This window comes from Pseudoalteromonas arabiensis (assembly GCF_001550155.1).
Classification (GTDB): domain Bacteria; phylum Pseudomonadota; class Gammaproteobacteria; order Enterobacterales; family Alteromonadaceae; genus Pseudoalteromonas; species Pseudoalteromonas arabiensis.
The window spans coordinates 460,209-487,196 of record NZ_LRUF01000026.1 but is presented as its reverse complement, the minus strand read 5'-3'; the positions used below and the strand labels follow the sequence as shown (position 1 = coordinate 487,196).

Annotated in this window: 36 protein-coding genes; 9 read left to right on the top strand and 27 right to left on the bottom strand. The window is 41.1% G+C overall.

All coding sequences use genetic code 11. The features are described from left to right. Window position 1: 1 nt before the first annotated feature. The 23 genes from PAARA_RS19380 to PAARA_RS19275 all read right to left on the bottom strand — a co-directional run bounded on the left by PAARA_RS19380 (window position 2) and on the right by PAARA_RS19275 (window position 19,104). A complete protein-coding gene (locus tag PAARA_RS19380; protein WP_062570624.1) occupies window positions 2-493 on the bottom strand; it encodes a DUF1833 family protein in 492 nt (163 codons plus the stop codon). Then, window positions 493-2,475, bottom strand: coding sequence for a hypothetical protein (locus PAARA_RS19375; RefSeq protein ID WP_062570623.1), 1,983 nt, complete (start codon window positions 2,473-2,475; stop codon window positions 493-495). The genes PAARA_RS19380 and PAARA_RS19375 overlap by 1 nt, the downstream gene beginning before the upstream one ends. 6 nt (window positions 2,476-2,481) lie before the next feature. After that, the gene (locus PAARA_RS19370; RefSeq protein ID WP_062570622.1) at window positions 2,482-2,865 is read right to left on the bottom strand and encodes a hypothetical protein; all 384 of its coding nucleotides are present in this window, start codon (window positions 2,863-2,865) and stop codon (window positions 2,482-2,484) included. 89 nt (window positions 2,866-2,954) lie between these two features. Continuing rightward, window positions 2,955-5,198 carry a phage tail tape measure protein gene (locus PAARA_RS19365; RefSeq protein ID WP_062570621.1) on the bottom strand — a complete coding sequence of 748 codons (2,244 nt, stop codon included), beginning with the start codon at window positions 5,196-5,198 and terminating at the stop codon, window positions 2,955-2,957. A gap of 5 nt (window positions 5,199-5,203) precedes the next feature. Beyond that, window positions 5,204-5,440, bottom strand: coding sequence for a phage tail assembly protein T (locus tag PAARA_RS19360; RefSeq protein ID WP_157066241.1), 237 nt, complete (start codon window positions 5,438-5,440; stop codon window positions 5,204-5,206). Window positions 5,441-5,505: 65 nt separating this feature from the next. Next, the gene (locus PAARA_RS19355) at window positions 5,506-5,964 is read right to left on the bottom strand and encodes a hypothetical protein (protein WP_062570619.1); all 459 of its coding nucleotides are present in this window, start codon (window positions 5,962-5,964) and stop codon (window positions 5,506-5,508) included. A 2-nt stretch (window positions 5,965-5,966) separates the two neighbouring features. After that, on the bottom strand, window positions 5,967-6,386 hold the full coding sequence (locus tag PAARA_RS19350) for a phage tail tube protein (protein WP_062570618.1): 420 nt from the start codon (window positions 6,384-6,386) through the stop codon (window positions 5,967-5,969). Between the two features lie 3 nt (window positions 6,387-6,389). After that, a complete protein-coding gene (gene gpU, locus PAARA_RS19345) occupies window positions 6,390-6,785 on the bottom strand; it encodes a phage tail terminator protein (protein ID WP_062570617.1) in 396 nt (131 codons plus the stop codon). Between the two features lie 2 nt (window positions 6,786-6,787). Continuing rightward, complete coding sequence (locus PAARA_RS19340; RefSeq protein WP_062570616.1) at window positions 6,788-7,336, bottom strand: phage tail protein; 549 nt, start codon at window positions 7,334-7,336, stop codon at window positions 6,788-6,790. A 2-nt stretch (window positions 7,337-7,338) separates the two neighbouring features. Continuing rightward, window positions 7,339-7,620 carry a hypothetical protein gene (locus PAARA_RS19335; RefSeq protein WP_062570615.1) on the bottom strand — a complete coding sequence of 94 codons (282 nt, stop codon included), beginning with the start codon at window positions 7,618-7,620 and terminating at the stop codon, window positions 7,339-7,341. Further along, window positions 7,621-7,872 (bottom strand): hypothetical protein, encoded by a 252-nt coding sequence (locus PAARA_RS19330; protein ID WP_062570614.1) that lies wholly within the window; start codon window positions 7,870-7,872, stop codon window positions 7,621-7,623. 57 nt (window positions 7,873-7,929) lie between these two features. Beyond that, the gene (locus PAARA_RS19325; protein WP_062570613.1) at window positions 7,930-9,810 is read right to left on the bottom strand and encodes a phage major capsid protein; all 1,881 of its coding nucleotides are present in this window, start codon (window positions 9,808-9,810) and stop codon (window positions 7,930-7,932) included. 1 nt (window position 9,811) lies between these two features. After that, entirely contained in the window at window positions 9,812-11,365 is a 1,554-nt protein-coding gene (locus PAARA_RS19320; protein WP_062570612.1) for a phage portal protein, read from the bottom strand. 5 nt (window positions 11,366-11,370) lie between these two features. After that, window positions 11,371-11,892, bottom strand: coding sequence for a hypothetical protein (locus tag PAARA_RS19315; RefSeq protein ID WP_062570611.1), 522 nt, complete (start codon window positions 11,890-11,892; stop codon window positions 11,371-11,373). A gap of 2 nt (window positions 11,893-11,894) precedes the next feature. Next, entirely contained in the window at window positions 11,895-13,952 is a 2,058-nt protein-coding gene (locus PAARA_RS19310; RefSeq protein WP_083515364.1) for a phage terminase large subunit family protein, read from the bottom strand. After that, complete coding sequence (locus tag PAARA_RS19305; protein WP_062570609.1) at window positions 13,897-14,346, bottom strand: hypothetical protein; 450 nt, start codon at window positions 14,344-14,346, stop codon at window positions 13,897-13,899. Before PAARA_RS19305 ends, PAARA_RS19310 begins: the two co-directional genes overlap by 56 nt. Before the next feature lie 144 nt (window positions 14,347-14,490). Continuing rightward, window positions 14,491-14,787 carry an HP1 family phage holin gene (locus PAARA_RS19300; RefSeq protein WP_062570608.1) on the bottom strand — a complete coding sequence of 99 codons (297 nt, stop codon included), beginning with the start codon at window positions 14,785-14,787 and terminating at the stop codon, window positions 14,491-14,493. After that, window positions 14,768-15,028: an Rz1-like lysis system protein LysC gene (gene lysC / locus PAARA_RS21005; RefSeq protein ID WP_420806963.1), complete on the bottom strand. Its 261-nt coding sequence runs from the start codon at window positions 15,026-15,028 to the stop codon at window positions 14,768-14,770. The genes PAARA_RS19300 and lysC overlap by 20 nt, the downstream gene beginning before the upstream one ends. Then, window positions 14,946-15,374 (bottom strand): hypothetical protein, encoded by a 429-nt coding sequence (locus PAARA_RS19295; protein WP_062570607.1) that lies wholly within the window; start codon window positions 15,372-15,374, stop codon window positions 14,946-14,948. The genes lysC and PAARA_RS19295 overlap by 83 nt, the downstream gene beginning before the upstream one ends. Beyond that, window positions 15,367-15,840 carry a lysozyme gene (locus PAARA_RS19290; RefSeq protein WP_062570606.1) on the bottom strand — a complete coding sequence of 158 codons (474 nt, stop codon included), beginning with the start codon at window positions 15,838-15,840 and terminating at the stop codon, window positions 15,367-15,369. Before PAARA_RS19290 ends, PAARA_RS19295 begins: the two co-directional genes overlap by 8 nt. 188 nt (window positions 15,841-16,028) lie before the next feature. Next, window positions 16,029-16,388: an antiterminator Q family protein gene (locus tag PAARA_RS19285; RefSeq protein WP_062570605.1), complete on the bottom strand. Its 360-nt coding sequence runs from the start codon at window positions 16,386-16,388 to the stop codon at window positions 16,029-16,031. Window positions 16,389-16,696: 308 nt separating this feature from the next. After that, window positions 16,697-18,055, bottom strand: a complete 1,359-nt coding sequence (locus PAARA_RS19280) for a virulence-associated E family protein (protein WP_062570604.1) — start codon at window positions 18,053-18,055, stop codon at window positions 16,697-16,699. Next, window positions 18,055-19,104, bottom strand: coding sequence for a PriCT-2 domain-containing protein (locus PAARA_RS19275; protein WP_062570603.1), 1,050 nt, complete (start codon window positions 19,102-19,104; stop codon window positions 18,055-18,057). Before PAARA_RS19275 ends, PAARA_RS19280 begins: the two co-directional genes overlap by 1 nt. Window positions 19,105-19,185: 81 nt before the next feature. On the opposite strand from PAARA_RS19275, the gene PAARA_RS19270 reads away from it, so the two are divergent. Next, the gene (locus tag PAARA_RS19270) at window positions 19,186-19,869 is read left to right on the top strand and encodes a hypothetical protein (RefSeq protein ID WP_062570602.1); all 684 of its coding nucleotides are present in this window, start codon (window positions 19,186-19,188) and stop codon (window positions 19,867-19,869) included. Window positions 19,870-20,114: 245 nt separating this feature from the next. Here the strand turns inward: PAARA_RS19270 and PAARA_RS19265 are convergent, their stop codons facing one another. Then, on the bottom strand, window positions 20,115-20,351 hold the full coding sequence (locus PAARA_RS19265; RefSeq protein WP_062570601.1) for a transcriptional regulator: 237 nt from the start codon (window positions 20,349-20,351) through the stop codon (window positions 20,115-20,117). 111 nt (window positions 20,352-20,462) lie between these two features. Here PAARA_RS19265 and PAARA_RS19260 point away from each other — a divergent pair, with 111 nt between their 5' ends. Then, window positions 20,463-21,206: an XRE family transcriptional regulator gene (locus PAARA_RS19260; RefSeq protein ID WP_083515363.1), complete on the top strand. Its 744-nt coding sequence runs from the start codon at window positions 20,463-20,465 to the stop codon at window positions 21,204-21,206. Here the strand turns inward: PAARA_RS19260 and PAARA_RS19255 are convergent, their stop codons facing one another. The 3 genes from PAARA_RS19255 to PAARA_RS19245 are packed head-to-tail and all read right to left on the bottom strand — an operon-like array spanning window position 21,207 to window position 23,551. Next, the gene (locus PAARA_RS19255) at window positions 21,207-21,878 is read right to left on the bottom strand and encodes an HNH endonuclease (protein WP_062570600.1); all 672 of its coding nucleotides are present in this window, start codon (window positions 21,876-21,878) and stop codon (window positions 21,207-21,209) included. A gap of 4 nt (window positions 21,879-21,882) precedes the next feature. After that, window positions 21,883-23,139 carry an AAA family ATPase gene (locus PAARA_RS19250; protein ID WP_062570599.1) on the bottom strand — a complete coding sequence of 419 codons (1,257 nt, stop codon included), beginning with the start codon at window positions 23,137-23,139 and terminating at the stop codon, window positions 21,883-21,885. Between the two features lie 46 nt (window positions 23,140-23,185). Continuing rightward, window positions 23,186-23,551, bottom strand: a complete 366-nt coding sequence (locus PAARA_RS19245) for a DUF6694 family lipoprotein (RefSeq protein ID WP_062570598.1) — start codon at window positions 23,549-23,551, stop codon at window positions 23,186-23,188. A gap of 183 nt (window positions 23,552-23,734) precedes the next feature. On the opposite strand from PAARA_RS19245, the gene PAARA_RS19240 reads away from it, so the two are divergent. The 7 genes from PAARA_RS19240 to PAARA_RS19220 all read left to right on the top strand — a co-directional run bounded on the left by PAARA_RS19240 (window position 23,735) and on the right by PAARA_RS19220 (window position 26,787). Beyond that, a complete protein-coding gene (locus tag PAARA_RS19240) occupies window positions 23,735-24,139 on the top strand; it encodes a helix-turn-helix transcriptional regulator (RefSeq protein ID WP_062570597.1) in 405 nt (134 codons plus the stop codon). Between the two features lie 17 nt (window positions 24,140-24,156). After that, entirely contained in the window at window positions 24,157-24,321 is a 165-nt protein-coding gene (locus PAARA_RS20595) for a hypothetical protein (RefSeq protein ID WP_157066240.1), read from the top strand. 100 nt (window positions 24,322-24,421) lie between these two features. After that, complete coding sequence (locus PAARA_RS19235) at window positions 24,422-24,685, top strand: hypothetical protein (protein WP_062570596.1); 264 nt, start codon at window positions 24,422-24,424, stop codon at window positions 24,683-24,685. Window positions 24,686-24,793: 108 nt separating this feature from the next. Then, a complete protein-coding gene (locus tag PAARA_RS19230; protein ID WP_062570595.1) occupies window positions 24,794-25,558 on the top strand; it encodes a hypothetical protein in 765 nt (254 codons plus the stop codon). Continuing rightward, window positions 25,545-25,715 carry a hypothetical protein gene (locus PAARA_RS20590; protein WP_157066239.1) on the top strand — a complete coding sequence of 57 codons (171 nt, stop codon included), beginning with the start codon at window positions 25,545-25,547 and terminating at the stop codon, window positions 25,713-25,715. The genes PAARA_RS19230 and PAARA_RS20590 overlap by 14 nt, the downstream gene beginning before the upstream one ends. A gap of 11 nt (window positions 25,716-25,726) precedes the next feature. Next, entirely contained in the window at window positions 25,727-26,314 is a 588-nt protein-coding gene (locus PAARA_RS19225; protein ID WP_062570594.1) for a 3'-5' exonuclease, read from the top strand. Window positions 26,315-26,415: 101 nt separating this feature from the next. Then, window positions 26,416-26,787, top strand: a complete 372-nt coding sequence (locus PAARA_RS19220; RefSeq protein ID WP_062570593.1) for a hypothetical protein — start codon at window positions 26,416-26,418, stop codon at window positions 26,785-26,787. Window positions 26,788-26,988: the final 201 nt, after the last annotated feature.

The window sequence follows — 26,988 nt, the reverse complement described above, 5'->3', positions numbered from 1 at the left end:
ATTAACTGAAGTATTTGAGCCCTGGGGCAATGGAAGGTGTATAGCGCTTGTTAGGCCAAGCTTTATTTACCAAATCATTAAATGATGCAACCACATTGATGCTCTGTGCAGTAGCTTGAACGTCAGCTGCTTTCATTGTAACTGCTGGCTCAGCAGGTTCACTTAAATCACTCGATACATAGACACGATAAATTACATCAATTTTTACGCCCGCATCAATTGCCTGATCAATCAGTGCAAGTGCCTCACCAGAAACATTATCAATTTGAAATTGTAAGTCCTGCCGCCCTTTAACACCTCGCTGCGGTAACGACACACCCATACCGCTGGCTTTAAATGTAACCATGTCGCCACTTTCAATGCCGGCAACTTGGTCATCAAAGCCGTCACAAATCCTAAGCTCCCATAAATCGGCAGCTTTAAGCTCTAGTGTGTGAATTGGCAAGTCATTCGTCGGAGCACTTGCGTAAAGGGTTTGAAGTACTCTACTCATTAAACTAGTTCCGGCTGACGAATAAACTCAAACTGAAAACTCCATTCGTCATTCCACTCTATAGGCAAATGTTCTGTTAAATTTTGATAAAACGTTAGATAGAAAAAGTTGAAATCATTAGCTTGCATTTGAAGTGCTCCTTGCTGCATAGCTTTTCTATCAAGGGGTATCATGAGAATATAACCTTGAGATTCATCTATACTTGTTTGCGATATATCAACCTCAATACTTGGTTGCTCTCCCAATGTAGATAAATGAACGTTTGGAGCGTCATCGTAAGCTTGAGAGAGCCAACCATTTATGACTGTGCATTTTATAGCGGGAGCATCCTGTAGACGCACTTTCAAATGAGTGACACCATCTCGTAATGCTTGAGCTGCACTATAATTTAAGTAAAACTTAAGCTCTGTTGTTTTGCTAGCATCACGTGTTCCAGCTAAAACAGGTACTGTGACATAAGGCCAATTATGATTAGCATTCTTTTTTCTGAGTGGAGTAATATTTGTAACTTTCAAAAGGCCATTAATATAACAGCGATACTCTGCCCCCCTAACACCTAAAGCGTGAGTTAACGCATTTGACTTATGCGGCTTCAAAAAATCATGCTCTGATGAATAAAACCAAGCTACCTGCTCATTACACCTTTGCTCATACTCGTATGTAAGTTCAATATCAAAAGTAGTCCCAACTGCACCATAACTAATTAAACGCAACTGTAAAACATCATCAAAATCTTCGTGGATATAATCTAAATCAATAGCTTGGTCAATATTACTGCCTCCACGAGCCTTAGAGTAAATAGCTCTTAAATCTCCTTGTGTAGCAATTACTTCAAATGAAAAATCAGGGCTACCACTAGTATCTGTTACTTTAACATGAGTTAAACGCATAATTGACGGTATATAACGTACACGCCTAAAATCGCCTGAACCTCCTGTTTTCGAGGTATCTATTTGCATCTTTACTTTTTTAGTTCTACTTCGGCTATTTTCACCATATTGTGGCACTAATGAGTTAAGCGTTTCTGAGACATTGTCATTCAGAACACCTTCATTTCTCAAAAAGCGGCTCAAGGGAACACGACAATTGCGCTCTCGACAGTTTTTAATACCTTTATTGAAACCTATGAGCTTCTCATTAGCTGCAACAACATCTGAACCATCAATACCTGCAACAACACCATTGCTACCAGTAAATTGAATAATAGTATTTACATTGTTGCTAATAAAACTATCTGTTTTACCAAGCTTACATAGGTTTAAATCTACTTTCCCATCAAGCGGAATATTTAATGGACGAGAAATCAAAAATTTACCAGCAACAAATTTTGAGTAAAGAGTTTTACTTTTCGCAAACGCAGCCTCAAAGAAGTCTGACCAATCCTCTTTTTTAGCTGGTATGAAGCCGCCTTGAGCAAGATTCAATACACCATCGACAATCAATACTGCAACTAAATTATTTTCTGAACCGACATAAAAATCAAAATCACCGTCAGGTGTTGCCCCATAATTTATGGAAGTAACAATTAAATAGTTAGCACCCCCACCTGTACCTACATAATACGTTTGTGTTTTCACCAGCATCCCAGCGGCTAATTCCTCAAATGCTTTTAAAGTTGCAACATTTTCAAATATTAAGCTATAACGCTTATCTGATTGCTCCTTAGTCAATCCGCCGGTTACTTCAACTTTGCCATGGTCTGGTGTTATTGAAACTGTATAAGGTAAAGTAGTTATTGCTTTTGGCTTATATGCAATGCCATTGTGGACCATATACTGGTTATAAGCTGTAAATGTCTGGCCACCCTCCCACAGACCACCATTAATAGCTGTCATTAAATAATTTGCTTCTAAACCCGCCAACGTTTTTTTTGCAGCACCAGTTCTCGTTACAACTACTTGTGTTTGACTATTAACAATTTTAGATAAATTGTCTAAGTCTTCTTTAGCATTTTCGAAGTCTTCTATTGTAGGTAATATCATATTTATTTACTCAAACTTATTTTGGTTAACAGTTACTTCTATAGCATCTAAAAGGAATGAGAGATCTAATATTCCAAAGTGAGTAGTAAGATCATAAATTTCTCTACTCACTACTTGCAGCTCTTTGATTTCGATATTTGCGCTATAACTCCAAAACCCGCCATTGAAACTGCATGACTCAAGGGGGCTTTGCATAAAGCGTACATCGTGATCAATTAAGCCTTGGGGTGTGCGAATTGGCATAACAAACCAGTTAACCGCATCGTTGGTACCGTGTTTCACAAACCCTTCTAAAATAACGGCCTGATCAGCCTTCAGTTTCCACGTTGCAGCCATTGTCGTTGGCACTGATTGAAAGCGCTTGCGCTGCCGAGCTCGACCACTTGCCATTTCAGTTCTTAATAAATTAGGGTTTTGGGAAAGTCGGTGAGTAGAAACAAGGGGAAGTTTTAGGTCTTTGGGGTATCGGACTAACATACTTAGAACCCCTGCCTTTGTAGCCCATAGGTATTTTCAAGAACGGATGAAGCTTCACCACCCTGGCGTATACTCGTCACAAATATATTGATAACTTCTTCACCTGATGGCCCTGAACTACGTGTTGTCGAACCTGCTCTACTCGCATCTTCAAACAAGTTCACCGTTACATTTGCACCTAGTGATTGCCCCTTACTGTGGTCAACAACTGTTTCATTACCGTGTAAAATGGCATGGAAACCACCTTTACCATCAACACCACCATAACGTGGTAAGTTACCTGTATAACCACCACCATCGAAAGAAGCTAAGCCACTTACTTTACCCGCATACATACCACCGGCAGCAATAACAACACCTGCAGCTGCAGCACCAAGAACAGGTCCAACATAAGGAATATCTGCAAGCGCGTTATATGCTTTCATCGCAGTGTCATAGGTATTCGTCCAAATACTTTGTATTGAATTACTCTTTTCATCATCAAGCATGGCAGCACCAATACTCATAGCTGATTTCGCATAACTCGCTTTTTTACTGTCCATGCCATCAAAATAACCGCTCATCACGTTAAACAAGCTATCGTATGATTGCTGCATCGTATCCATACGAGTCTTTTCTTCTTTGTCTAACTTTTCTTTATGTTCTTTTTCTTTCTTTTCTCTAGCTTCTTGCTGCTCTTTTTGAATGTTAGTTATGTTTTGTTGGTGCTGTGCTTCGGCCTGCTCCTTAGCCAGCTTATAAGATGCTTCAATTTCAGCGGTTAGTAGGTTCTTATCACGCAGCAACTGGAACTCTTTTTCCATTTGCTGCTGTTGACGTTCAAAGCGACGATTCTCAAGTTCAATTTCTTTACCTTCCATGGCCAATTGTGCTTCATGAATCTTTTCATATTGTTTTTTAGCCGCATCAACTAGGGCTTTTTGATCAGAAGAAATTAAATTGGATAAGCCTGTTTTTCCGCCTTTACTTGTTTGTTCTGCAGCAGCTGCTTGAAATTTTGCTTGAACATCCTCAATCCATCCCTTTATACGCTCTGAGGGTAGCGGCTCCATCATAGAGTTATGAAGATCTTCTTTCGCTTGAATAAGGCTGTCGAATGCAGTTTCACCTATTTCATCCAGCGTTTTAAAGCCCTCAGCATTTCCGAGTTTATTTAACTCTGCCAATGCCTTTTTTGCAGAATCACCTACACCAGGAATATGCTGAGCAAGCTCTAATACTTTTCTGAGCGGAAATAAAATGCCATTAGTCACCCTATTAGCAAAAGGGACAATCCCTTTGTTTATTACAAAAGCCAGCCCTTGCCATAGCGCTGTCGAAAAACCCATAGCAACGACTTTCGCACCATTAAAAAGAACTTTTAAACCATGAACACCGTCAGCCATTACACCAATACCAGTTGATACTTTTCCTATGACCTGCTGGGCGAGTTTGCCGAAGCCACCGGCTTCTTTTGCTGTTTCAACGAAAAGATCTGATAAAGCACCAACAAGAGGAGCAGTTTCGGTAGCTAGTTTTGTACCAAACGATGATAAAAGCTTTTCTGCTCGGTCAAATGAGTCATTGGCCATTTCAACTTTTGAGGCATCAATTCGACTAAATGTAATACCTAACTCTTCTGCTTCAGTGATCATGGCAGCAATACCATCAGCCCCTAAGTTAAGAGTATTCAGTAATTTCACCCCCTCAGAATCAAATAGCTTTTGAGTTAAAAATACTTTTTGGCCTTGCTCGTGTATGCCTTTCATTTTTTCTGCAATGAGTGCAAATTGTTGATCAGGGCTTTTATCCTTTATCTCATCAATTGAGATCCCCAATTGCTCAAGCGCCACTGCTGCTTCACCACTTCCCGTTGCTGCAACTTGCCCTATACGTCTGGTCATTCGCTGTAACCCCATATTGAGGCTTTCTGTGCTCGCACCGGTTTGATTAGCAGCATGCTGCAAACCAATTAAGGCTTCTGTTGATATACCTAAGCGGTCTGCCGTTTTTGCTTGTTGATCAATAAATTCAGCTTGTTTCTTATAAATCGCCGCATATGCAGCAATACTTACTGTTGCAAATCCAGCAATCGCTTTACCTGCCATATTTGAATAGGTGCGAGTCTTAGCGGCAAATAGCTTTGTTTGGTCAGATACATTTTGAATAGAAAGCGTAAACTTTTTATTTGCTTCTACTGACTTATTAAACTCTGTACGGTGCGATCGGGTATCAGCACTTAAAATGACTTTATGTTCATTGGCCATGATATTTATCCAAATAATTGGTAAATTTCTTCCACCGTTTTCTCACGCTCTTTTGGCCGTTCAACAGCGCTAAGCATGAAATTATTTACGGATTTTATATTTTGTTTATTGGAGCTGAGATAGTTTGTGACTAGCGCCCTTAGCGCCGCTAACTGAAATTCATCAACTTGTGCACCAAAAGGCTCAAGCTGAGCAAATTGCTGCCACTCTATAAATTGAGTTGATGACATATTTAAAAGCATGTCATCAACATTGGTTGCCCCATTCTTTTGTGCCAACCGCAGGGCAAATCTACGGTTCGGTTGGCCTAAGAGGGGTTTGCGTCTAAGTCTTCTTGGGTTGGTTGCTCAACTTCTTCTAGCTGGGTATCAGTTTCTTTAGGAATAAAACTAGGCGTTATCCAATCGATACCTGAAATAGCCGCTATTTCGTCCAAAGCAGGTATGACTTTTGAGTGAGGTAGTGTTGCCAAATACATAAGGTCAACATCATTTTGCCAATCAAATGGCATACGTCCATTGCCCGTTCTCAATGACATGGCAAGCGCCATATACCTAAGCCCCATTAATTCACGAGACTTAGTTGCATCATCAGTATCTTCAGCTTGGATACGGCCTAACATGTCATGAATGATCACATAATCACTCGCGCCTAACTCCACGATAAAAAAATGACCAAGCTTTTGCTTGGCCACTAGTCGGTGTTTAAAGTTCGGGTCAACTGGCATTGCGCGCTCTGCAAGCCATCTTTTAAGCCATGCAATCATAATTATGCCAATGCTGATTCGGCGATAGGACCGTCTACTTTTACCTTGATTGAGCGTTTTACATGCTCACCAACAGGTGTTTGGTCGCCGACTTCAGTAACCAAACATCGGAATGACTTTGACTTACTAATTGGCAAAGGAAACTGAAGCTGTAAATACTCTTTCGTATCGTTATCTAATGCATCAGCAATCGCTTCCATATCACTGTTGCCTGGCTCATATTTAAAAACAAAGGTGTATTCACCGCCATCCTTTAAGCCGTAGTCATATTCTTTGTAATCATGCTCAGCGCCATATGTGGTGTTTTCATGTGTCTCAGCTGTTTTTGCACCTGGTTGAAGGTCAACAATATTGGCAATCTTTTCGCCATAAGCTGTGCCGTTATCAGTTGAACGATGTAAAGTTACTTTATTGCCTAACATTGTTTAGTCCTCGTCTTCATATTGAACTTTAAAAAATAAGGTAAGTGATGCAGTTAATGATTCAGGGTCTCGGTCGTACTGAAAACCGACTCTGTAAATAGCATCGACCAAGCCATTTAAGGTGTTATCAGCTCGAATGGCAGCTTCAACTTGGCTAGCAAATACATCTAATTCTGTATCCTGCTTGCCATTGCTATCTATAATTATTTCAAGTGATAACTGCGCATTGGTGTCAGTATCATCATCAAAATCCCTTACAGACTCACCGCTATCAAAAAACACCGCACTGCATGGCAGCTCTTCTTTGTAAAATTGGGCTGGTCTGAAATCAAACGTTGCTGTAAAAAAGCCAGCTATTAATTGCTTGATGCTGGCTCTAATTTGTTGTCTGGTTGCCATAACTATTTTCTTAATATTCGCGTGTAACGTTTATTTATTTCTTTAGCTAACTCACGGCTATATCGACGCTCAAAGCGCGCTCGCGCATTTTCAAGCCCTCTTTTCACTTCTCGGTGTACAAAGCTTTTACCAATTTCAGTGGGTTGAAGTGGATACCTTTTCTTACCATAACGTTTAACACCCACTCTCTTACCGTATTTGCTTGTGACGATAAACCCACCATCCCATTCATAGGGCCCTAAGCTCAAACCGGTATCGGTTTCTTTTGCGCCGGCAACGACAGCGTTAATAGCGCGAGTCCTTGCAGTAATGATAATCCGTAATTTTTTAGGGCTTGCACGGCGTGTTGATGTACGCTCTCGCAGCACCTTCTGAGGCACGGCTAAAGCAATAGCAGACTCTTTAACAGCTTCTTTTCTAATTGAGGTAAGCCCGCGATTCAGAACAGATTGAACAGCACGATCGCCTTCTTTGGTGATGCGCTTTAAATCTCTGTTTAACTCGTTCATCCCATAAGTGAGCTGTTTATGGTTTATATTAATAATGGTCATAATTACCCTGGTACCACTATTAGGTGAGTAACGTTGCCATGCTGGCGCTTCGTAACATACTTGTATAACTTCCCTGAAATGGTCAGTGTATCGTGACGCTGCAGATTAAAACCGACACTCTGGGGAGTGATAAAAATATGCTGACTTGAATCAACATCAGCCCATTGATATGCATTGATATCTAAAAACCCGATAACCTCAATGCCATCAATTACACTAACATCAGTAAAATCAGCAAAAAATACATTAGTCAGATCTGCATTAAGGTCATCGGAAAAGTTCATTTATTCTTCACCCTCTGGACCAAATGCAGCATCAAGATCTGCATCTTCCGACGAAGGCTCTTTCACCTGAGTGGTGACTTTATCATTTACAATTTCGCCTTTACTTGCATTCACAAGTTCCTTGGCCAGAGTTTCACGAATCGAGATAATCGTTGGTTTCTTTTTATCTTTGCCAGGATAAATACTTTCACCATTGATACGAATACCGCGGTCAACGCGGAAATTAACTTTTTTAACTGTTTGCTTTGCCATGATTTATACCTTTTTAATAAAGTAAAAGGCGCAAACTAGCGCCTTATTACAGGGAGATTAAGAGCCGTAGCTGAATGCTTGGGCGTGACGAACCGCAACATCAACGTCTTGGAAAAGACGCATTACTAAACCACCAGATTTAACTTTAGTGGCGCGGTCAGGTACCACATCAAGCGCTCCCCACATACCAAACATAAGCTGTGAGAAGTCACCAAATAAGATCGAACCTGCGTCCATTTGAGTACCTACGACACCTTGATAACCATTTACACGGTTATCATCACCCCACAAAAACTTAGCCGTGCCTGCTGCCTTTTCTGTGGTTTTTAAAGTGCCACGCATACTTGGGCGCATTAAGTAAGCCATGCTTTCTGAATCTGCATTTGCTTCTGCTACATCAGTTTCAAACTCAACTATTTTTGCCCAGTTAACGCCACCGGTTAAATCAACTGCGCCAATACCTGCAGTGTTGATAATACCTGTTGGCTGATTCGCAGCACCGGTACCTTTAATACCAGCGCTATCTAATGCAAGCGCTAAACCTTCCATAATATCGTTACGAACCAACGCTTCGATATCAGGGGTAGATTGGATCATCATACGGCGTGTCATTGGCACTGCAGTAGCCACTGTATGCGGTGACATTTGAACTGTTGTAAAGCTAAGATCTGAATCAGTAGCTTCACCATCTTCACCCACCCAATAAAATGTCGCTGAGCCAGCATGCTTAGGAATATCTAAGTTACCTACTAAACCACTCATATATCGAGCACCTAAACCACCCAGCATTGCTTTTGCCCGTAAAGCTTCAATAAACAGTTCACTGTGTAGCTCAGTAGCAATTAACTCGGCACCCTTACCAGCGGTTCCAGCAGCCTGTTGGCGCATTAGCATCTGACGCTCTAACTGCTGACGAATACCAAAGCCCAATGCTTCCGGGCTTACATAACAACCATCAGGGTCTTTACCTGTGCGCTCAGCAATGGCATTTGATAGTTCACGCTCAAGGCCTGCTTGCTTAAAGTTCCCAGTTGCAACCGCACGGAATAACTTAAGAACGCTATAACGCTGCAGGTCCTTTTGCTCAACCCCCAAGTCAAACACTGTTGACTGTGCATCAGGTGCATTGCGCTTGTTTTGTAGCTCACGTAATAAGGCTGAATTAAACTCTTCAAACGATTTACCATCACGGATACATTCGTTCGCAAGTGTTTCAGCCCCATATTGAGAACCGGTCTGTGCTATACGCTGAGCATCATTTACTGGGGCACTAAATGGTGCTTGTTGCTGTGAGCGCTGTTGTGTTTGTTGATTAGGAGCCGGAGTTTGACGAGTTTCATCTTCTGCCGGGGTGATGTCATCTAGGATTTCGTTCTCATCCATTTTGATTGCCTCTCTGATATTGACATTATTGCTATTTTCATCTGAACGACCCACCCCGACAGTGGGGTCGGCTGGTACAGAAACGGAAGATATTTCCATAGGTTGCCACTTGGTGATCCGATAATGCTCGTTATCACCTTCTCGCTTGGTTAGCGTGGCTTCTAAAATTCGGTAACCAACACTGATATTGGTTCGTATGCTGTCTTGCATATCTATCAGTAATTGTTCACCTAACGGATTTCGCGATAGTTTTATTTCGGCGTAGCCTCGGCCATTTTCTACCCAAGCCTTAGTGATTACGCCTCGTTGGTCTTGCCAATTGTGATCGCATAAAAATGGGCCATTTTGTTCTATTCGTGATAAATCAACTTCATCTACCTCATGACCCAATGTTTCAAACCAGCCCCAGCGTTCAACTTCGTACTCACTTGAAAATGAAATTGTGACTGTGCGCTCTTCAACATTGATGCTGCCTTGCTCAACTTCTGCAAAACGATAGGCAATAGGACACTTACCGCCGACCAACATGTCACGGGTAATTTGATTAACTTTCATATTATTCCTCGTCTTCTTTTGGAGGGGGTTCGTTGGCCTTAACCGATGAGCCTTTGATCAGGCCGATAGATTGAGCTAATTGAATGTTGTCGCCCATTAGCTCTAAGAAGTTTTGCCAACCCTCAGCGAGTTCTTGTGGATCAAGGCCTTTGTCTTGAAGAACTTCCATTGGGTTAACAGTGAAGTTTTTATAGCTTTCTGAAATTGCTTGTTCGTCTTTGAGTGGGTCAACCCACTGCCACCGACGGCCATAAAATTGATAATGATTTGCACGCTCTAGATCATAAGCATACAAACTTTTAATTTGATTTCTAATGAGCGCGTTACGAAGCCAGCGCTCATAAATAACATTCTTGATTTGGCTGATATACCAACCTTGCAAGCGTTTCCAATGCTCACGGTCTTCAATGACAGCTTGCCTTAAGGTTGACCAACTAACACCTTCAAAGTCGTTTGCTAGAACATTGTAATTTGCATCTACCCCACTTGCTGCACCACGCAAGATTGCTTTTTGAAAATCACCTGTTGAATCATCAGGCATGTCAAAGCGGCTTTCTCTGGCTTTGAAACCATCTGGTACCACATTACTTTTACCTGGTTCGAGTTCCTGAATAAACTCGCCATTCTCCCAATTTTCGTCATCTTCAGGAGGTGGCTGATCCGGGTCCCGCTCATAAATAAGCATATTGCTTGCACCGACTCGTGCACTAACAAGTGTTGCTTCACGAAAACCACGAATGTCATGCATATCTAATAGCGACGCATGGGCCCAGGGCACGCCTCGTGTTTGACCTGGGCGCCACATAGGGAATGGCAATACAATCTCATCTGCAGGTACCCGAATATATCGTCTACCGCCCGTAGACCACGTATATTCACCTGGATGATTGGTAAGAATATGGTACGCAAGGTGACGACCAAAACCGTCCTGCTCAACCCCCATTTTAATTACGTGGCCATTAGACAGGACTTTATAGAGATTAACATCGAGCAAATCAGCTTCTATAAGCTGAAAAGCATAACCAAACTTATTAGGTGCGTTGTCTATATGCCTGATCAACATATCACCGTCTTGGCTAACGGTCTTCGCTATCAATTGGTCAGCTTCGGTCATATTCATACGACCAGATATTTCGCAAAAACCTTTACGACAAAACTCTTTATAAGCTAACTCGACAGATTTATTCGCATCCTTATCAAGCTCTCCTTGCGCATTTCGTATCTGCGATTGAAGACGAAAGCCCTTATCCCCGACAATATGCGTTTGCACCATGCCAAAGTACTTCTTGATATACCCAACGTCTTCACCTGCAGATCGACTTGCAGCTCGTAAGCGCTCCACATCTCTTCGCAAGGTTTCATCAACACTTAACCCATAACCGATAGGGTTTTTAAACAAACGATCAGATTTAGATGCAGCATAGCGTTTTTGTGCCGCAATTTGTTGAGGTGATAACTTTCGTGAAGCTTGCTCTGGTTGTTCGTAGTCACGAACTTCAGGCGCTTGTTGCTGAGTATTATCACCACGCCCCAGTATCTTATCCAATAAACCCATAATCTTTACCGAAACCTAATTGAACGTCGGCGAGTGATTTCACCGCGTGCTACTTTTTCGTTATGAACTTTCCAGGCGTAGTCATTTTCAAACTTCTTGAGACTCTCAAATGGAATGCGCGACAAGCTACGACCGTCAATACTGTAGTTTTCATGATCAGTTAAAACCCGCCCTTCTAAGCGCTTACGTATTGCAACTAACATTTTTTCGTTATGAGTTAATACAGTGCTTGTCTGAGCTGCTGTTGGATCAGCTTTAACTTCTATGCGTCCTTCATTTAACTGATAGTTCTCACCATGTAACGTTTGGATTAAATGCCAGGTGTAATGCCCTGCTTGAATAGCTGCGCTATCAGCTGAGCTCATGCTTACAATTACTTCGCCTGCGGCAAAGGTTGCATCAATTGATACTCGGTTTTGTTCTGATAAGAGAACATACTGAAATTGAGACACATCGCCTTCATCGCCAGTAAATTGAGCTGTCCAAACAACTTTGGTACCAGCAATGATGCTCTTTGGTTCTGACATAATTAATGACCTGAAATGAATCCTGAACCACGCCCAGTGCGTTGACTAGAACGCTTGGGCTTCATTGGTTTCTTAACTACTTCTGTTTCTTCTTGCTGAGGTGCAAATAAATCTATTTGAGACAAGCGTTGCTCTAACAAGTCCCAATCTTTAGGTTTTTTAGTGTGAACTTTTGTGGCCATTGCCGCATGCAATGCATAAACTTCGCAGTCTAACGCTTCATTTCGACGGCCTGATTTTACTTGCCAAATTCGAGCACCACGTAAGTTTCTTGATGGCGCTTTTATTTCCGATGTAACCTGCTCCCAATAATCGACTCGGGCATCTGAATAGCTGTGCATATAAGCACTTGTCCCATTTAGCCGTTTAGAGATCAGGTCCTTTGCTTTGTGTGTACCAACCATATAAACCTGCACGCCATGTTTATCAGCTTTAGTAGCCTTACGCGCATTGTTATGGTCTAACTTTTGTGGCAAACGAAATATTTCTCGCTTGCCGTTATCATGGCTATCGCCCTTGCCTGCCATAATTAAGATACGGCGATGTTTAGCGCTACAGGTTCTTACCCAATGATAGACAGAGTGGTTCGTAGAACCGTCTGATGAATCAATAGTTACTGCGCTTAAATGTAAGTTTGCAAATGACTCATGCTGAAAACCACTAAATAAGATCCCGTCCAACTCTTTCCAAACAGGGTCATTTTTATCTGCAGTATCGCCGGCTATTTCTCGCCAAAGCATTAGCCAGCTTTCTTCATTCCTGCCAAATGCCCTGATGATAATAGCAAGTCTGTCATGCTGAACATCGATACCAGCAGTAACAATCAGCCCACCTCTTGGGCAAACTAACTCAGGGTAGTCTTCCGCCTTTTCTTGCAACTCTTCATGGTTAAGTGAGTCTTTATCCTTGTACTCATAAGGCTTACCAAGCTTTGAGTTTTGAAAAACAATACGGCCATTCTCATCCCCTAACCTCGCTTCGTACTCAGCTTCTAAGTAATCACGAACAATACTGGCTATTGATGAGCCTGGAATACATACGTACAGCTCAGACAAATCTTTAAAGGTTTCAACTACACCGTCATTTTCAACAGTGGCTACCCAGCCACAAAACTCATCACCCGCCTCTTTTGCATTTTTGCAGGTGTTAAATATATTCTGCTGACGCTGCCAATCAGACCAGGCCGACCCACAATGAGGACACGCATATAATGCAGACTCTGGTAAGTGGCGTCCAAAGATGGGATGAACTGGACCATCTTCTTTTTCGATCCAGCTCACATTTTCCCAATCAAGAATGTGTGATTCGCCACATTCATGACATATGATCGGTAATACTCTTTGTGAGCCTAAGTTAACGTAGTGCTCAACTTTTGATAGGCCAGCCACACTAGGGGTTCCACCTAATACAAACTTGCGTTTTCTAAAGCGCTTGTTCCTTTCTCTTGCCAGGCGAATAGCATCACCTTGATCACCTACACTGTCATTTGTGTCATCGGGTTCTTCGACGACAACAACTGGCGAAGGTGTCGACTTAACGTTTGAAACAGAGTTAGAACCAAATACCTTAAGTGAACCACCAGGAAAGTTCTTTTTATTGTTTCGATTACCCGACTTACGGCTTGTTGATACATCAACACGCTTTGCTAGCTCAGGCGTAGCCTCGACGCAAGGTGTAAATTTTTCTTCCATGAAGTCTGTTGCTTTAGAGTCTTTAGGGAACAGACCCAACATGCGACTTGGTTCAACACATATATTTTTAGATAACCACCCACACAACAGCATGGTCCAGCCAATTTGAGCGGCTTTAGTTAACCCAATGAACTCAACATGCTCATTATCTAAAGCATGCATTACGCCCCAAAAGTAAGGAACAAAATCAGCGTTATATAAACCTGAAAAGTCTGAGTCTTCAGCTGGTAGCCTAAAGTAAGTTTCTAACCACTCTTTGGTTGGTAAGCGCTCTACTGGCAACCACCCATCAGCTACCTCTTTGATAAGATCGTCAAGATTGGAACTGGAAATCTCCAATAACTCGGCAGGTAGACTCAACGATTCCATTAATAGATTCACGGTCTATCGATACCTCATACTGATCTTCAATAAGTGCAATGATTTTATCCACTGAGTTTTCATATTCAGACTTAGCAATAATGGTCCACTGGTCCATTGCATCGCGAACTTGAGTTCGGTCTAAAACAAGTTTGTGTTCTTTGAAAAGTTCGAGTTCTTTCATTTGCGCGCTAGCGATTGCTTCGCGCGTTTTTGCTTCATCAAGCTTTTGACGATGAGTCGTTGGCGTGCGCCCAGCGGCTTTTTCGCGCAAATCGCGAATATATGCCAAACGAATTTCTTCCAATGAATTTACTTTGTGGTCTAGCTTCAAACGTGAGAGCACATCACGAAGTTGTCGCTCTGAAATATCCAGATGTTCTGCAATTTCAACTTGATTCAATTTGAAACCTAACTATCTAATATCAATAAAAAACCGGAACCCCCTAATAGGAAGTTCTAGCTGTTAAAAATTCGCGAGTTTTGCTTCGTATACAGGGTATTGCTCAAAGGACCCGTGAATATATTTTTCAATTGAGCAGAGAAATTAATGACCATCTGAATCAGGCTGACATAACAGCTGTGCATGGTCGCTTTGCTGTAGCGCTTCCATTCTTGCTCGATGGAACTCTCTATCATCTTCATGCTTACGCGCTTCACGTTCGTCACGCTTATGTTGAAACCACGCATTAACTAAGAATGTTAATGCTGCGAATATAATCCCCAGTAATATAGCCCACTCATTCAAGCTAAATATCCCTCCAGCTGCAGTGCCTAAGCTTGCGCTGTAGGTCGTTACACTGACGGCCTTTTGCACAGCTATATCACTTGTTTCTATTCGCATTGTTCCACTCTCGCGCTCTTAATAGCTGCTCATTGCAGGTATCAATAACGGTCTCTAAATACACTGTGTACTGACTGTGGGATGTATTGTCTCCAACAGCTTGAATACTAACCTCACAGGGTTTAATGAATTCATTAGGCATCTGCACAAACTCATACTCAGTTTGTACGACTGTTTTGATTACAGGCTCTAGCGTTGGCGTACTTGAACACGCTGATAACAGCGCTAGGCACACAGTCATTAGCCCAGTTCTTAGTTGTTTCATTAGTCGAAAGCCTTAATGCATCAAGTTGTGAGTTAGTTGTTTGAAGCTTATTTTCGATAGAGGTAAGTTGTGCTTGGTGCTTTTCACGAATTTGTTCCAGTAAAGTGCGCTCTTTTAGTAATCGCTTATTTTGCTTCTCTGCATTAACTAAGTTGTTAGCAAGCATCTCAACCTGATTCTTATAGCTTTGAATAGTGCCGAGTAGCTGTTCGTTACTATCACGCGCTTCATCAAGCTCAGCGCTAACGCCCAAATATCGAAACACGGATATCGCAAGCATCACTCCCAAACCTGAAAACAATACTTTGTTTAAACTAAACATTGCTAAGCTCGCTTAAGCACAACTGGCGCTCTGCTTCACGGCGCTTAATTAAGCCTGGTAACTTCTGGCCATCAGCGTAAACCCAACGCGGTAACTCATTACACGCTTTCACTCGTTGGTCATTGTTCAAAAGTTTTAATAACGTGCTACTACGAAAGTTCCCAGCACCTACGTTGTAATGAAATGACAAGTAAGCAGCATGTTCGCTTGCTGACATCGATACGCTAACAGCTCGTAGCAGCTGCTTGTTATGTTCGCCTAAGTCTTTAGCAAACAAACTTAAACATTCGTTCTCTGTGTAGTTCTTGCCAAGCTCAGCTGTCGCTGTGTGACCAAAGCAAGCGGTAACCACACCAACAGGATCGACATAACCCGTTCTTACCTCACCTTCAAACTGTGCAATCGTAACGCCTGCAAGCGCAAGTACACCGGTAACACCAGCGGCTAATAGCTTGTTTACTTTCATAAGGGCCTCAAACGAAAAAACCCGCTCAGGCAAAGCCAAAGCGGGTCAACAACAGGAACGTGAGCTAAAAAGCAGAAACAAAAAAGCCCAAGGCGTTAACCTCGGGCTTTATGTTGTAGCTTTGCTAAGCTTACCTGAATTAGTATAGTTTCTGTCCGGACAAAAGCAATAGTTTTTGAAAAAAAGATCTAGGCCGCTTTGATAAGATCGCTAGCAACCCAGCTAACTATCTCACCCACTATCGAAGATACCTTTGTTTTATTAATTTTAGTGCTCTGTGCGATCACTCTACAGCTTAAACCCAAGCTAAAGTATTGGCGAGCAATAAGCGGGTAAGTAGGATCTAAATGCCGCATTCTCGCAATACTGGCATCAAGCACCTGCGCATAGTCATCTTTAATCACTAAAGGGCAACCGTTAATATCTAGCTTCACTGAACGCGATGTAACGAGGTTCTGAGACTTAAGCGTTGGTAAGTTCTTCTCTCTCGCCCACAGGCCCCACTGTGCTAAATCGTTTTCTGCCTGTTCTCTTAGATCTAATTGCATCCTACATCCCCGCCGCAAAATAGTTTAAAACATTGATGTCATACTCACTTTCACCGTGACACACAACCATGACAGCTACAGCCCTTGTATTTACTGGTATTGTCATACTGTCATACTGTGTCATAGTGTTTTTACATACATTAGTAAGTAACATTATTAAATAGAATATAGATATCAAATGCGTCCGCTCGCACGCGCGCGCGTATGTGTGCGCGAAAACACAGTGACACACTGTGACACTATGACAAAGCCTTATATGGCAAGGGCTGCAAGTGGTCATGGTAAATGTCACTGTCACACTAAAATAATTATCTAGCATCCCAAAACCCCTTTGGCGGAAAATAAAACGCAGGCCGCTTACCTTTTATAAGCTTTTTCTTTTTCTCAAAACCAAGGCGGTGCATAATTTGGCCAACACGTTTTTGTTCAGGTGGGCGCATGGCGTGAGCATCCATACCTAGAGCTTCTTCCATAATTTCGGCACAGGAATAATCCGAACGCATATTTTTAATAAGCCATTTGTAGATAAGCTCCTCCCATACATCGGAGTCGAACCTATCCTCTTGTTGCTCTTCAAACAGGTGCTTGTATTCATCAGTAGGCCACCAAGGTGTACCCTCATTTAATAGGTGAACAGCCTCGGCCCATAACTGATCTCTATCTCGCTTTATGGCCTCTTGGCATATCTTTGTACACATCACAGGCCAATAGCGCCGGTTACCCGTTGAGTCTTTTAAATACCTATCTTGGTTTGTGGTACCAATAAATACACATTGCCTCGGGAACTCTTGCACCATGCGCCCATAACTGGGGCGATACCTATCAACCTGCGAACCAAAGAACTGCTTCGCTTTGGTGTTTTCTGCCTTATTAAACGCATCAAGCTCTGCAAGTTCAATTCCCCACATCCCCTGCATTTGTTGAAACGTATCTTTTTCACCTAAAGCCATCGGAGTATCAGTGAACCAATCACCAAATAGGTTGTGGCACATCGTCGATTTACCCAACCCCTGCAAGCCCTCTAAAATCAACACCGAGTCAACTTTTACAGGTGGCCTCATTACCCGAACTACAGCAGAAACCAAAAAAAATGTGCCAACCATAGCCGCATAATCAGAGTCCTCTACACCTAAGTAATCATGCAACCACATAGCCACTCGCGGCTTACCATCCCACTTTATTGACGTTAAATAGTCCTGAACGGGATGAAAGGCATGCTCTTCTGAATGAACCAAAATAGCACCCAGTACATCACTGGGTTTAGGTGTAAAACCATAGCTTTCAGATAAGTAAATACGTAAGCGCTCGGTATCGGCATCAGTCCATTCACCAAGCTTTGCCATTTTAAACGGTGGCAACTTACGTTTAATGATCCGATAGCTAAAATTGCAATAACCTAAAACACCATCAAAAGCAGGATCGTGTTCTAAAACCAACTTCGTATTACTAATATTCGCTTGTGGATTGCCAGCATTTGTTCTTTGGAAAAGCCGTTGCCACGGCTCATCCCCCAGTGAACGCTCCCGCGCGTCAGCGTTTTTCGGCGGCCGGTTATCACCATCATTAGCGCTTGGCTTATCAACAACAGCAGATAGCTGTTTTTTGACCTCAGCTAAACCAGCACTTACATGTAAGTCATTCCAATCTGTTAAAGAACTAGAGGCCATCAAGCAGCCTCCTTATTTAAAATACCAGAAAAATCAGGTGCAGCAACAAGGCCATTAACCGCAGCTGCTGCTTCATTCGCTTTAGTAATGCCAGGATTACCCTTTGTATTAACGTCGTTATCTGCACAAAACAAAAAGGTCTTATCTTTTAGCTTTTCCGCAAATGCCAAAGCCACAGGTAGCAAATTACCCGCATCAAGCGCCACTGCACACGGCCAACCAGTCGCCATATGAATGCTCGCGCCCGTTGCATATCCTTCACAAACAGCCAAAATATTGCAGCTACTTGCTTTACCAATAAAATGAAACAGCCCTGACTTACGGCCATGCTTTAAAAATAACTTGGTACCAGTATTGTTGATTACTTGGATGTTCCAAATTTGCTTATTAATATCAATGAGGGGAATGGCCAGACTGCCACGCTTGATATGTAAAAACGAAAAGTCCCGACCTTCATCTTCGCTAGGTAAAGTATCAAAGAAGGCTTTTATCTCTTTACCACCTTCAACTAACTCAGTAGTAAAGTTATCGCGAATAATCAAAATAAACGACTTTTTAAAACCTAACACCCCATAGGCATTCACTTTTTTGTCGCTTAAGTACTTATTTGATTTTATCGGTATAGTGAAGTTATCAATGATATATTTGGAAAAGTAGCTAATTACCCCATGCCAACGCTGGCGCGCGGCTTCATCCTCTGCTTCTTTCGCTTCGCGCTCTTTTGCTCGTTTAGCGTAATCAGCTTTTACTTTGGCTTGTTGCTCGGCCGTCATAGGTTCATGAGTAAATGTAAACCCCTTCTCTTTAGCCATGCCAATTACAGTACCAATCGTAACACCGCCGCCAGCTTTTACGCTGCGCCACATGCTTTTAACATCACTTGGCTTATAACGTTCACCGCCAGCACTCCACGAATCAAAAATATCAAAGCCTGCCTCAGCAAACTCATTTTTAATGCCCATGGCAATCCTAACCCAAGTATCACGATCTAAATTTGGGTCAAGATACTGCAAAGCATCTTGTACATCTTGTAGCGTTGCCTGCTGCATAATTAAAATTCCTGTTAAAAAATGCTTCCCTAAATTAGTATGTTTAGCGACCAAACCAACAAACTAAGATAAGGAAGCTAAATGTCTAATGGTTATGAGACCCCTAGTTATGAAACTATCCGAATAGATCATCCTAAACTTCGAAAATTTGCACCGTTAATTTCTCCAAAAGCTAAACCCATTAAAGTCAAAATGTCTGATAAGTTGAGACCTCAGGGCTGTTGCTATTGGAATGTTGCCGAAGAAATAGAAGCTCATGGAGGCGTTCCTATATATGGTTGGCAAATAATGTACTGGCCGAAAAGGTTCATTGAAGCTATGCATCATGCTATTTGGAAGATGCCAGACGGGACCTTGGTTGATGTCACGGCAAAGTACGAAAGCGATCCGGTTAAATGCCATACGGTCTTCATTGCTGATGATAGAATCACTATCAACCTCGAAAAGCCTTGCTATGTTCAATCTAAGCACTTTCCCTTTAAGGACGAGCCAGCTATCACCGATTTTATTTCCGCATATAGGAATAAAAACATCGCAGAAAGAGCCATGGCCGAACTTAGTTACAAGTATGGGTATAGAAATCAAGGTCAAAAGGCTACTGCTAAAGGGGTCAGCTTTGACCCAAGCAGTATTCAGTTCCCTCTTGATTTTCAAAGAGAGATTGCGCCCATACATGCCACTTTTCAAAATGCTATGAAGCAACTCGGTACGGCAATCCGCAGAGTCAAAGCTTTGGATGCTGCCAACACTAGAGGTGATGCCTGACAATGGAATATAGATTTGTTTATTCTCATCTATAATTTCAATCATAATTAAATACCACTCAAAGCTATCGGTAGTTGTAATTCTGAATTTTCAACCGATAGCTCAACATTCAAACTTCTAACTGCCATAAATCACCTGTATAAAAAAACATATATTCGTTTAGCTAAATTCCCACTTATTGATTGGCTAATCTAAAAGCTCAACAACACAGGAACCAAACCATGAAAACAATCCAGTCAAGCAGCTTACTTATGCCCAACATTACGACAAAGGAAACAATATTCTTCAGGTGGATAAAGGTCAGAACGCAATTCATGTCTTGGAACGTTAGAGACTTTCTCGATTTTCAAAACCATTTCCGCAGGGATCTTGCCTCGACGAATCCACATCGAAATATGGCCCTGCTTTTTACCTAACTTATCAGCTAAAGCAGCCTGACCGCCGCTAAATTTGATAGCCTCTTGCAGTGCTTTAATACTCATTATTCACCTTCAAACAAATAACTTTAGTTATCATACTAACACAACTTTAGTTGTTTTCAATATAACTAAAATTATTTGATTGAAACAACATTTGTTATCAAACTAGTTCATATGAAACTACATGAAAAATTTAGGCAAGCGCGAGAAAACAGAGGTTTAACCCAAAAAGAATTGGGTGACCTTGTTGGAGTATCTCAAGTCGCAGTCATGAAAATAGAAAACGGCCAAACAAAAAACCCGCGTAAAATTAATGATTTTGCGCGGGCTTTAGGTGTGAATGTAGATTGGCTTTTGTACTCAGATCAAGCTATCAATGAAACGGGAGCAAGCTACTCATCGAGCTCTTCAACTAAAGCCGATGATGTTAGAGAATTATCAAATATTAATAAGTTTATAGATATCGAGCCATGGGATAGTAAAACCCCACTAGATTTAGATGAAGTAGAAGTACCGTTTTACATGGAAGTAGAGTTATCAGCTGGGAATGGGTCTGTTATACAACTAGAAACAACAGGCCCTAAATTACGTTTTTCAAAATCAACACTTAGACGTCATGGTATTGACTTTACCAGTGCGGCTTGTGTAAAAGTATCAGGAAACTCGATGGAGCCTGTTATACCAGATGGCGCTACTGTTGGTATTGATACTGCCAACACAGCAATTAAAGACGGTGATATGTATGCTATTGACTGGGGTGGTGCATTATTTGTAAAAACTTTAACACGCAGACCTGGTGGTGGCCTGCGAATTAGAAGTTTTAATACTGATCAGTACCCTGATGAAAACCTATCAATTGATGAAGCGAAATCAGTCAGAGTAATTGGTCGTGTTTTTTGGTATTCCGTTTTAATATAGTTAATCAGTTAAAAGATTGAGTAATTCTGGATATTCATCAACCAGAAATGAGTCGCCTAAATATTGCCATCGCCAAAATGCGCTGAAAGGATGTTTAGGCCTCATCATCTTCTCTAAAACACCTAAAGCCTCTTTTTCCCTTTCCTCAGATGTACTGGGATTTTTTAGCAAGCCACGAGTTTGAATAAATACAATTAAATACTCATATATTTGTTCTATTAAAGACTCCCGACTAACACCTCGTAATCCTGTATTTTGATTATTGTAACATTCATTCAATAACTTAACTGTATTAATTACTTGAGCATTTGGATTTGCAATTGCCGCTTCAACAATTACATCATCATTTGGTGTTACAGTCATAACTAATTTTATAGCAGCTGATACATCAATATTATCGTCTGTGCAATCCAATAAGTCATTATATTTATTACTTTTTATGCTATTACATCTACTGCATGAATAGAATAAGTTTTCCCACAATACTCTTCCACCACCATTTGCTTGAGCTAGAAAGTGCTCAATTTCAGGGTCTTCAACATTACCTCTCTCACATAAGTAGCATTTACCAAAAAACATTTTTTTTAGTGCTTTAACAACCTCTGGTTTATTGTATTGTTTACCATTTCCTAAGTCCTGAGGTATTTCTTCTGGCCGAGTTACATTAAACATAAGACTAACCTTTTAGATCATCTATAGCTTGTTCAGCCATCAATAAAACAACTTTTGATTTAGAATCTAATTTCGACTCAATATTTCTCAACCTAGCTGTTAGCTCTCTAGCTTTCTTGAGGTGTCTTATGTTACCACTTTCAAGTTCTGGAATGATTTCAGCTAGAGAGTCGACAGACCTAATTAACTCATCTGAATTCGTTTCAACTCCTAATAAACCTTTTAGTATGGCCTCATAGGAATACAAAGAGAGATCTTCCATTTGCTCATTATTAGTAAGATCGTAAACTACCGCATTATCAACTGATTGCAAAACAAATGGGGAATGAGTAGAGACAATAAACTGTATATTAGGATAAGCATTGGATAGAAATGGAAGAATTTTTTTCTGAAGAGAAACGTGTAGATGTGCATCAATCTCATCTATAAAAACTATGCCGCTTAGCTCTTTCGGTTCAATAGATTTAAATTCTACTTTTAATATTAGCTCAGCATATATTTTTAATATAGCAGAGTAACCTGAAGAAAGTACGGATAAATCGTATGGTTGTTTACCATGTTGAGTAATAAAGAACTGCTTGGATTTTTCTTCATATGTAAATTTTAGTGTTGAATCTTCAAATAAATGTTTAAGATCATTTTCTACAGATAACATCCACTCATCAGCTTTCTCTTTGCTACTAATATCAGACCTCATTGCATAAGCAATATAACAGGCCTCAATAAAAGTTACTAAATAGCTTTCAAATCTATTTGATATATCTGCTCTTAAAGATGTTCTTTTTCCATACTGAATAAAATCTGAGTAAGTGTCCAGTTGACTGTTAGTCTTCTTTCTGTGACTTTCATACTGTCTCGTTGCATCAAAAAAAGTATGAACAAACATTTTTTCAGAAGACTTTTCAGCTACTGTATCAAAATTATCAAAGGTTATTTTTAATTGTGAGTCTTGTTTGATAAGTTCTTGCATTTGCAAATTAAGATTATCTATTGTTTTTTTAATAAAGTTTTTTTTTGTGCCTATTTCTGATTTTAACTCTCTCTCCTTTTCAGCAAGGACTCTATTGAGACCAAGGTACCTATTCCCTTTTACTTCATCCGATAGAGTCGCTAAGTTTTGTGAAACTGTCTTTAAGAATGATGTCTTCCCACACCCATTAATACCAGTAACAATAATGTTTTTTCCATCAATGTTATTAATAAAAACTTTTTTATCTGACTTAGGTAATACACCTGTTATCTCAGTAATATATTTATCCAATTGAAATCCTTTATATTTATCACTATTCTTGTGCAAGAAGATAATGCTACCTGTGCAATTTTGCAAGAGACTCTAGGTCTCTCTGATATGCCCTAAGCACTTCCGATCCTGTCATACCATTTATTTTTTGTGCATTTTTATAAAAATGCACATCCCTCATACTCAAACCTTTAGCTAAAACATTTTCAACTAATTCATCATAAGAATTATAAACCCCTCCATAACTATAAAACCTTATAGCTCTCTGAAATAATGGCTTTTCATCTTCTGAAAGTGATAAATAAACGTCTAATTCTGAAGAAGCAAAACTATTCATGGAACTTGTATCTATGGTGGGTTCAGGCTCATAAGTAAGGTAAAGATAGCTTGAGGTAAGAGCTATTAGAATAATAGCTATAATTTTTAGCTGCATAATCGATGTCCCTATCAATTCAATACATTTTTTAATTTAGTCAATTAAAGCTAATTTTCAAATTTTAAACCATAAAAATCATAAGCATAACTTTCACAACTTTGTTTTGATAACTTTAGTTATTTACAATGCAGCTTTTTGTGTCATTATTAATAACATAAGTTATTAATCGAGCTTTTAGTTATGAACCCATTACGCACAGAAACTGGATACCAGCTTGACGACATGCACGTAAGTGCAAAGCCGCATTCTCGCTTACCTGCACAGCAAGCACGTACTCTGCTGCTCGTAGCAAAAGGCCTAACACAAAAGTCTATTGCTGAATCATTGGGTGTAAAACCCACCACAGTTCGCCAAGCCTGTAATGAGCTCAGCTTCAAATTTAACACCCATTCAATGCGCCAAACGGTACACCAAGCAATTAAGCAAGGTGTGTTGCGTTACACCATGTGCCTAATACTTGTGTTGTTAAGTGCAACTAACAGTGACGTTGAGCGTAGTTTTAGAACGATTCGAGTAACCCGAACTGTTCGCACCACCCGTTTACGCCGACTGCGTGAACTGCAAAACGACTTACTAGCAGCCTAAGGCCAAGGAGAGTGAATATGACCAAAGTATTTATATTCCCAACAGCACGCAATAACGCAGCAACAGCCCCGTTATTACACAAGCTAAAACAAGCTCAGCGCATTAGCCCATTTGAATTAGTGGTGCCAGAGCTAAAAGCGGCTAATAACCCGCCGCCAGAGCCACCGCCACAAGCGGCCTAAAACAAGGTTTCACAGTTCGCTGGTACGCACTTGCCCAACCAAACCAGCCGAGTGGTTGCCGTAAGCAACTAAAACAACACAACAGGAAAAGGAAAAAGCTATGTTAAACGTATTCACATCACTGGTGATCAACCAGCTAAAACAACGCATCAACTTCATGAACCAACGTATGCAAGGCGAAGAGCTGCGCATTTACGAGTCAGGTACCAAATACTGCTTAATCATTTTATTTGATATCAACAACCAAATAGTGCTTGGCTCAATCGCGTTAAACGCTAGCGCCCGCCGTGATTTATGCATGACGAAAGCCTTTTTAAGCCTGATTGAAAACACACGCATCCCAAAAGCAGTTTTGGCAGCATGAAACCCCTTAAGAAAGCCCTGTCAGCAATGCTATTCATCACGTTATTAATCGCATTGCTGATTTTTGAACAGAACCTAGAGAGCTGGGTATAGCACCAGGATAAACACCATGAGTAATCAACCTTTTTCAGTCGTAGATGCAATCGATAATTTAGTTGCGGCCTATAACCAAGAAGTTGCTGAGTTTGACCAAATGGTTGAAAACGAACAGCAGCTACAAGTACAAAATGACAAGCTTACTGCTTTGGTAAAAGACTATGAGCAAGGTGCTGCAGTTGTACTTAATAATACAAAAAGTGCCGATCAACAGCTGGCGCAAGCACAAAGAGAACGCGATCAAGCATTAGCTAAAGTAAAAGACTTAACGATTACGCTAACTGCGTATAAAGAAATTGCCGGCACACCTAAGAAGCTACGCGACAAAATAAAAAGCTATAAAGACAAGCTAGAAAGCCAGCGCTTAGCGACTGAGCAACAAAAGCGCCTTTATCAAAGCGAACGCAAAACAACAGCCCAGCTTAAAACCGAAATAAGCGAACTTAAAAATCGTTTAGCTGCCGCTGACATAGTGCAAATCTACCGTGGTGATACAGACATTGTACAAACCTACCCGTATCACATTGGTGGCATGGTCGAAGGCCGCGACGCAAGACAAACCCCACTACTCTACCTACACCAAAGCGGTCGTGGCGGTTTAATCATCCTCAACAAAGATGATGAAGCCGAATTAGTCGAAGCCCCTAAAGGTGGCTTGCACCCTAAAAAAGACACCTTAGAGCTCTGTGGTAACTGGTTACGCCGTGTTAAAGCCAACAACTGGGAACTAACAGCCACAGACCTAATTACTTTAAACAATGAAGATGAACAGCTTTGAGCAAGCCACGCTTGAAACATTGGTCAGCTTTAAAGCCAAAGACCAAAAAGAGATCAGCCGCTTACTAACTAGCAAAAAGCTTCAAAAAGAAGCCCGCCAACTGGTTAAAAAGTGGAACGATAAACGTCAACAACTGGGCTTAGCCCCTTGGACATAACAGGAAACACCATGAATACAGAACTCAACGATGTCATGCTCGACCTAGAAACTATTGGCCAACATTCGAATGCGGTGATCGTATCAATAGGTGCCGTATTCTTTAACCCACTTACAGGCAATATTGGTGCAGAATTTTACCAAGTCATCGATATAGAAGATGCCATGAAATACGGCGAGGTAGATGGCTCAACACTTAAATGGTGGATGAAAAAAAGCGATGAAGCCCGCTCTGTCTTTAATGTAAACGACACCATGCCGCTTAAAGATGCCCTGTTCGAATTCAGCGACTGGCTGTACCAAATAGAGGGCTACAAAAAGCGCATTGTGTGGGGTAATGGCGCCACATTCGACAACACCATTCTAACCAACGCCTACAAAGCCGCCAATATGACTAAACCATGGCACTTTAGCAATGATCGTGATGTTCGCACCATGGTTGATGTTGGCCGTCGAGTACTAGGTATTGACCCTAAAAAATTAAATGCATTTAAAGGTAACCCACACAACGCATTAGATGATGCAAAACACCAGGCTAAATACATTAGCGATATCTACAAACAGATATCACATTGCCATTCAATCTATTTGAAACAGTAAGTTATGCACAAATTTAAACGCAACTGTGTGGCCCAGCAAAGGGCCCGCATACGTCAATACTATCAACGTAAAAACCTGACTGTGAAACAAAAGGAGGCATCATGTCCAAAAGCAAAATACAAATAACAGCCGGCGATGTATTTAACAATTGGACAGTGCTATCTGAGGAAGCATGTGGCCAATACTTTTTATGTCGCTGTATTTGTGGCACTGAGCGTTCAGTTAAGAAAGGTAACTTAGGCAGAGTACTTGGTTGTGGCTGTGTTCGTAAGCCTTATAAAAAACGAAGCGCTACACCTAAAACAAAAAACAAACCAATCACGGTTAGTATCGCAAAGCAAACTTCACCTAAGAAAGACGCTCCGCGAGCAGTTCCTTATAGCGAACGTCAAAAATCAGCACGAGAAAAGTTAGAAGAACGTTTAGACGATTACCGACTTGAGCGGGAACTCAGTGAGCTTTGGGCAGCATAATGGGTAATTTAATCACCATGCCAAAGGCCTGTATTAGCTGTCAGGCCTATAAGCACATTGGTAAGGCAGACGATAAACACTGCCCTCACATATATAGATACGGCCAGCAGCAAACTTAAACTCGCTATGGCCAATGCCAAGTACACAAAACCCAAGTGTTCATCACAGAGCTTTGTAACCAATATCAGCAAGAATCATTTA

What these genes read in the sequence shown, in the direction of transcription:
- PAARA_RS19280 (WP_062570604.1), bottom strand. Translation starts at nt 18,055, where the DNA reads ATGGCCTCTAGTTCTTTAACAGATTGGAATGACTTACATGTAAGTGCT.
- PAARA_RS19285 (WP_062570605.1), bottom strand. Translation starts at nt 16,388, where the DNA reads ATGCAATTAGATCTAAGAGAACAGGCAGAAAACGATTTAGCACAGTGG.
- PAARA_RS19255 (WP_062570600.1), bottom strand. Translation starts at nt 21,878, where the DNA reads ATGTTTAATGTAACTCGGCCAGAAGAAATACCTCAGGACTTAGGAAAT.
- PAARA_RS19300 (WP_062570608.1), bottom strand. Translation starts at nt 14,787, where the DNA reads ATGCGAATAGAAACAAGTGATATAGCTGTGCAAAAGGCCGTCAGTGTA.
- PAARA_RS19265 (WP_062570601.1), bottom strand. Translation starts at nt 20,351, where the DNA reads ATGAGTATTAAAGCACTGCAAGAGGCTATCAAATTTAGCGGCGGTCAG.
- PAARA_RS19260 (WP_083515363.1), top strand. Translation starts at nt 20,463, where the DNA reads ATGAAACTACATGAAAAATTTAGGCAAGCGCGAGAAAACAGAGGTTTA.
- PAARA_RS19320 (WP_062570612.1), bottom strand. Translation starts at nt 11,365, where the DNA reads ATGGGTTTATTGGATAAGATACTGGGGCGTGGTGATAATACTCAGCAA.
- PAARA_RS19310 (WP_083515364.1), bottom strand. Translation starts at nt 13,952, where the DNA reads ATGGAATCGTTGAGTCTACCTGCCGAGTTATTGGAGATTTCCAGTTCC.
- PAARA_RS19340 (WP_062570616.1), bottom strand. Translation starts at nt 7,336, where the DNA reads ATGACCATTATTAATATAAACCATAAACAGCTCACTTATGGGATGAAC.
- PAARA_RS19360 (WP_157066241.1), bottom strand. Translation starts at nt 5,440, where the DNA reads ATGCTTTTAAATATGTCATCAACTCAATTTATAGAGTGGCAGCAATTT.
- PAARA_RS19275 (WP_062570603.1), bottom strand. Translation starts at nt 19,104, where the DNA reads ATGCAGCAGGCAACGCTACAAGATGTACAAGATGCTTTGCAGTATCTT.
- PAARA_RS19330 (WP_062570614.1), bottom strand. Translation starts at nt 7,872, where the DNA reads ATGGCAAAGCAAACAGTTAAAAAAGTTAATTTCCGCGTTGACCGCGGT.
- PAARA_RS19230 (WP_062570595.1), top strand. Translation starts at nt 24,794, where the DNA reads ATGAGTAATCAACCTTTTTCAGTCGTAGATGCAATCGATAATTTAGTT.
- PAARA_RS19335 (WP_062570615.1), bottom strand. Translation starts at nt 7,620, where the DNA reads ATGAACTTTTCCGATGACCTTAATGCAGATCTGACTAATGTATTTTTT.
- PAARA_RS19350 (WP_062570618.1), bottom strand. Translation starts at nt 6,386, where the DNA reads ATGTTAGGCAATAAAGTAACTTTACATCGTTCAACTGATAACGGCACA.
- gpU (WP_062570617.1), bottom strand. Translation starts at nt 6,785, where the DNA reads ATGGCAACCAGACAACAAATTAGAGCCAGCATCAAGCAATTAATAGCT.
- PAARA_RS19240 (WP_062570597.1), top strand. Translation starts at nt 23,735, where the DNA reads ATGAACCCATTACGCACAGAAACTGGATACCAGCTTGACGACATGCAC.
- PAARA_RS19380 (WP_062570624.1), bottom strand. Translation starts at nt 493, where the DNA reads ATGAGTAGAGTACTTCAAACCCTTTACGCAAGTGCTCCGACGAATGAC.
- PAARA_RS19295 (WP_062570607.1), bottom strand. Translation starts at nt 15,374, where the DNA reads ATGTTTAGTTTAAACAAAGTATTGTTTTCAGGTTTGGGAGTGATGCTT.
- PAARA_RS19365 (WP_062570621.1), bottom strand. Translation starts at nt 5,198, where the DNA reads ATGGCCAATGAACATAAAGTCATTTTAAGTGCTGATACCCGATCGCAC.
- PAARA_RS19270 (WP_062570602.1), top strand. Translation starts at nt 19,186, where the DNA reads ATGTCTAATGGTTATGAGACCCCTAGTTATGAAACTATCCGAATAGAT.
- lysC (WP_420806963.1), bottom strand. Translation starts at nt 15,028, where the DNA reads ATGACTGTGTGCCTAGCGCTGTTATCAGCGTGTTCAAGTACGCCAACG.
- PAARA_RS19325 (WP_062570613.1), bottom strand. Translation starts at nt 9,810, where the DNA reads ATGAAAGTTAATCAAATTACCCGTGACATGTTGGTCGGCGGTAAGTGT.
- PAARA_RS20595 (WP_157066240.1), top strand. Translation starts at nt 24,157, where the DNA reads ATGACCAAAGTATTTATATTCCCAACAGCACGCAATAACGCAGCAACA.
- PAARA_RS19375 (WP_062570623.1), bottom strand. Translation starts at nt 2,475, where the DNA reads ATGATATTACCTACAATAGAAGACTTCGAAAATGCTAAAGAAGACTTA.
- PAARA_RS19290 (WP_062570606.1), bottom strand. Translation starts at nt 15,840, where the DNA reads ATGAAAGTAAACAAGCTATTAGCCGCTGGTGTTACCGGTGTACTTGCG.
- PAARA_RS19225 (WP_062570594.1), top strand. Translation starts at nt 25,727, where the DNA reads ATGAATACAGAACTCAACGATGTCATGCTCGACCTAGAAACTATTGGC.
- PAARA_RS19355 (WP_062570619.1), bottom strand. Translation starts at nt 5,964, where the DNA reads ATGATTGCATGGCTTAAAAGATGGCTTGCAGAGCGCGCAATGCCAGTT.
- PAARA_RS20590 (WP_157066239.1), top strand. Translation starts at nt 25,545, where the DNA reads ATGAACAGCTTTGAGCAAGCCACGCTTGAAACATTGGTCAGCTTTAAA.
- PAARA_RS19370 (WP_062570622.1), bottom strand. Translation starts at nt 2,865, where the DNA reads ATGGCAAGTGGTCGAGCTCGGCAGCGCAAGCGCTTTCAATCAGTGCCA.
- PAARA_RS19235 (WP_062570596.1), top strand. Translation starts at nt 24,422, where the DNA reads ATGTTAAACGTATTCACATCACTGGTGATCAACCAGCTAAAACAACGC.
- PAARA_RS19220 (WP_062570593.1), top strand. Translation starts at nt 26,416, where the DNA reads ATGTCCAAAAGCAAAATACAAATAACAGCCGGCGATGTATTTAACAAT.
- PAARA_RS19315 (WP_062570611.1), bottom strand. Translation starts at nt 11,892, where the DNA reads ATGTCAGAACCAAAGAGCATCATTGCTGGTACCAAAGTTGTTTGGACA.
- PAARA_RS19245 (WP_062570598.1), bottom strand. Translation starts at nt 23,551, where the DNA reads ATGCAGCTAAAAATTATAGCTATTATTCTAATAGCTCTTACCTCAAGC.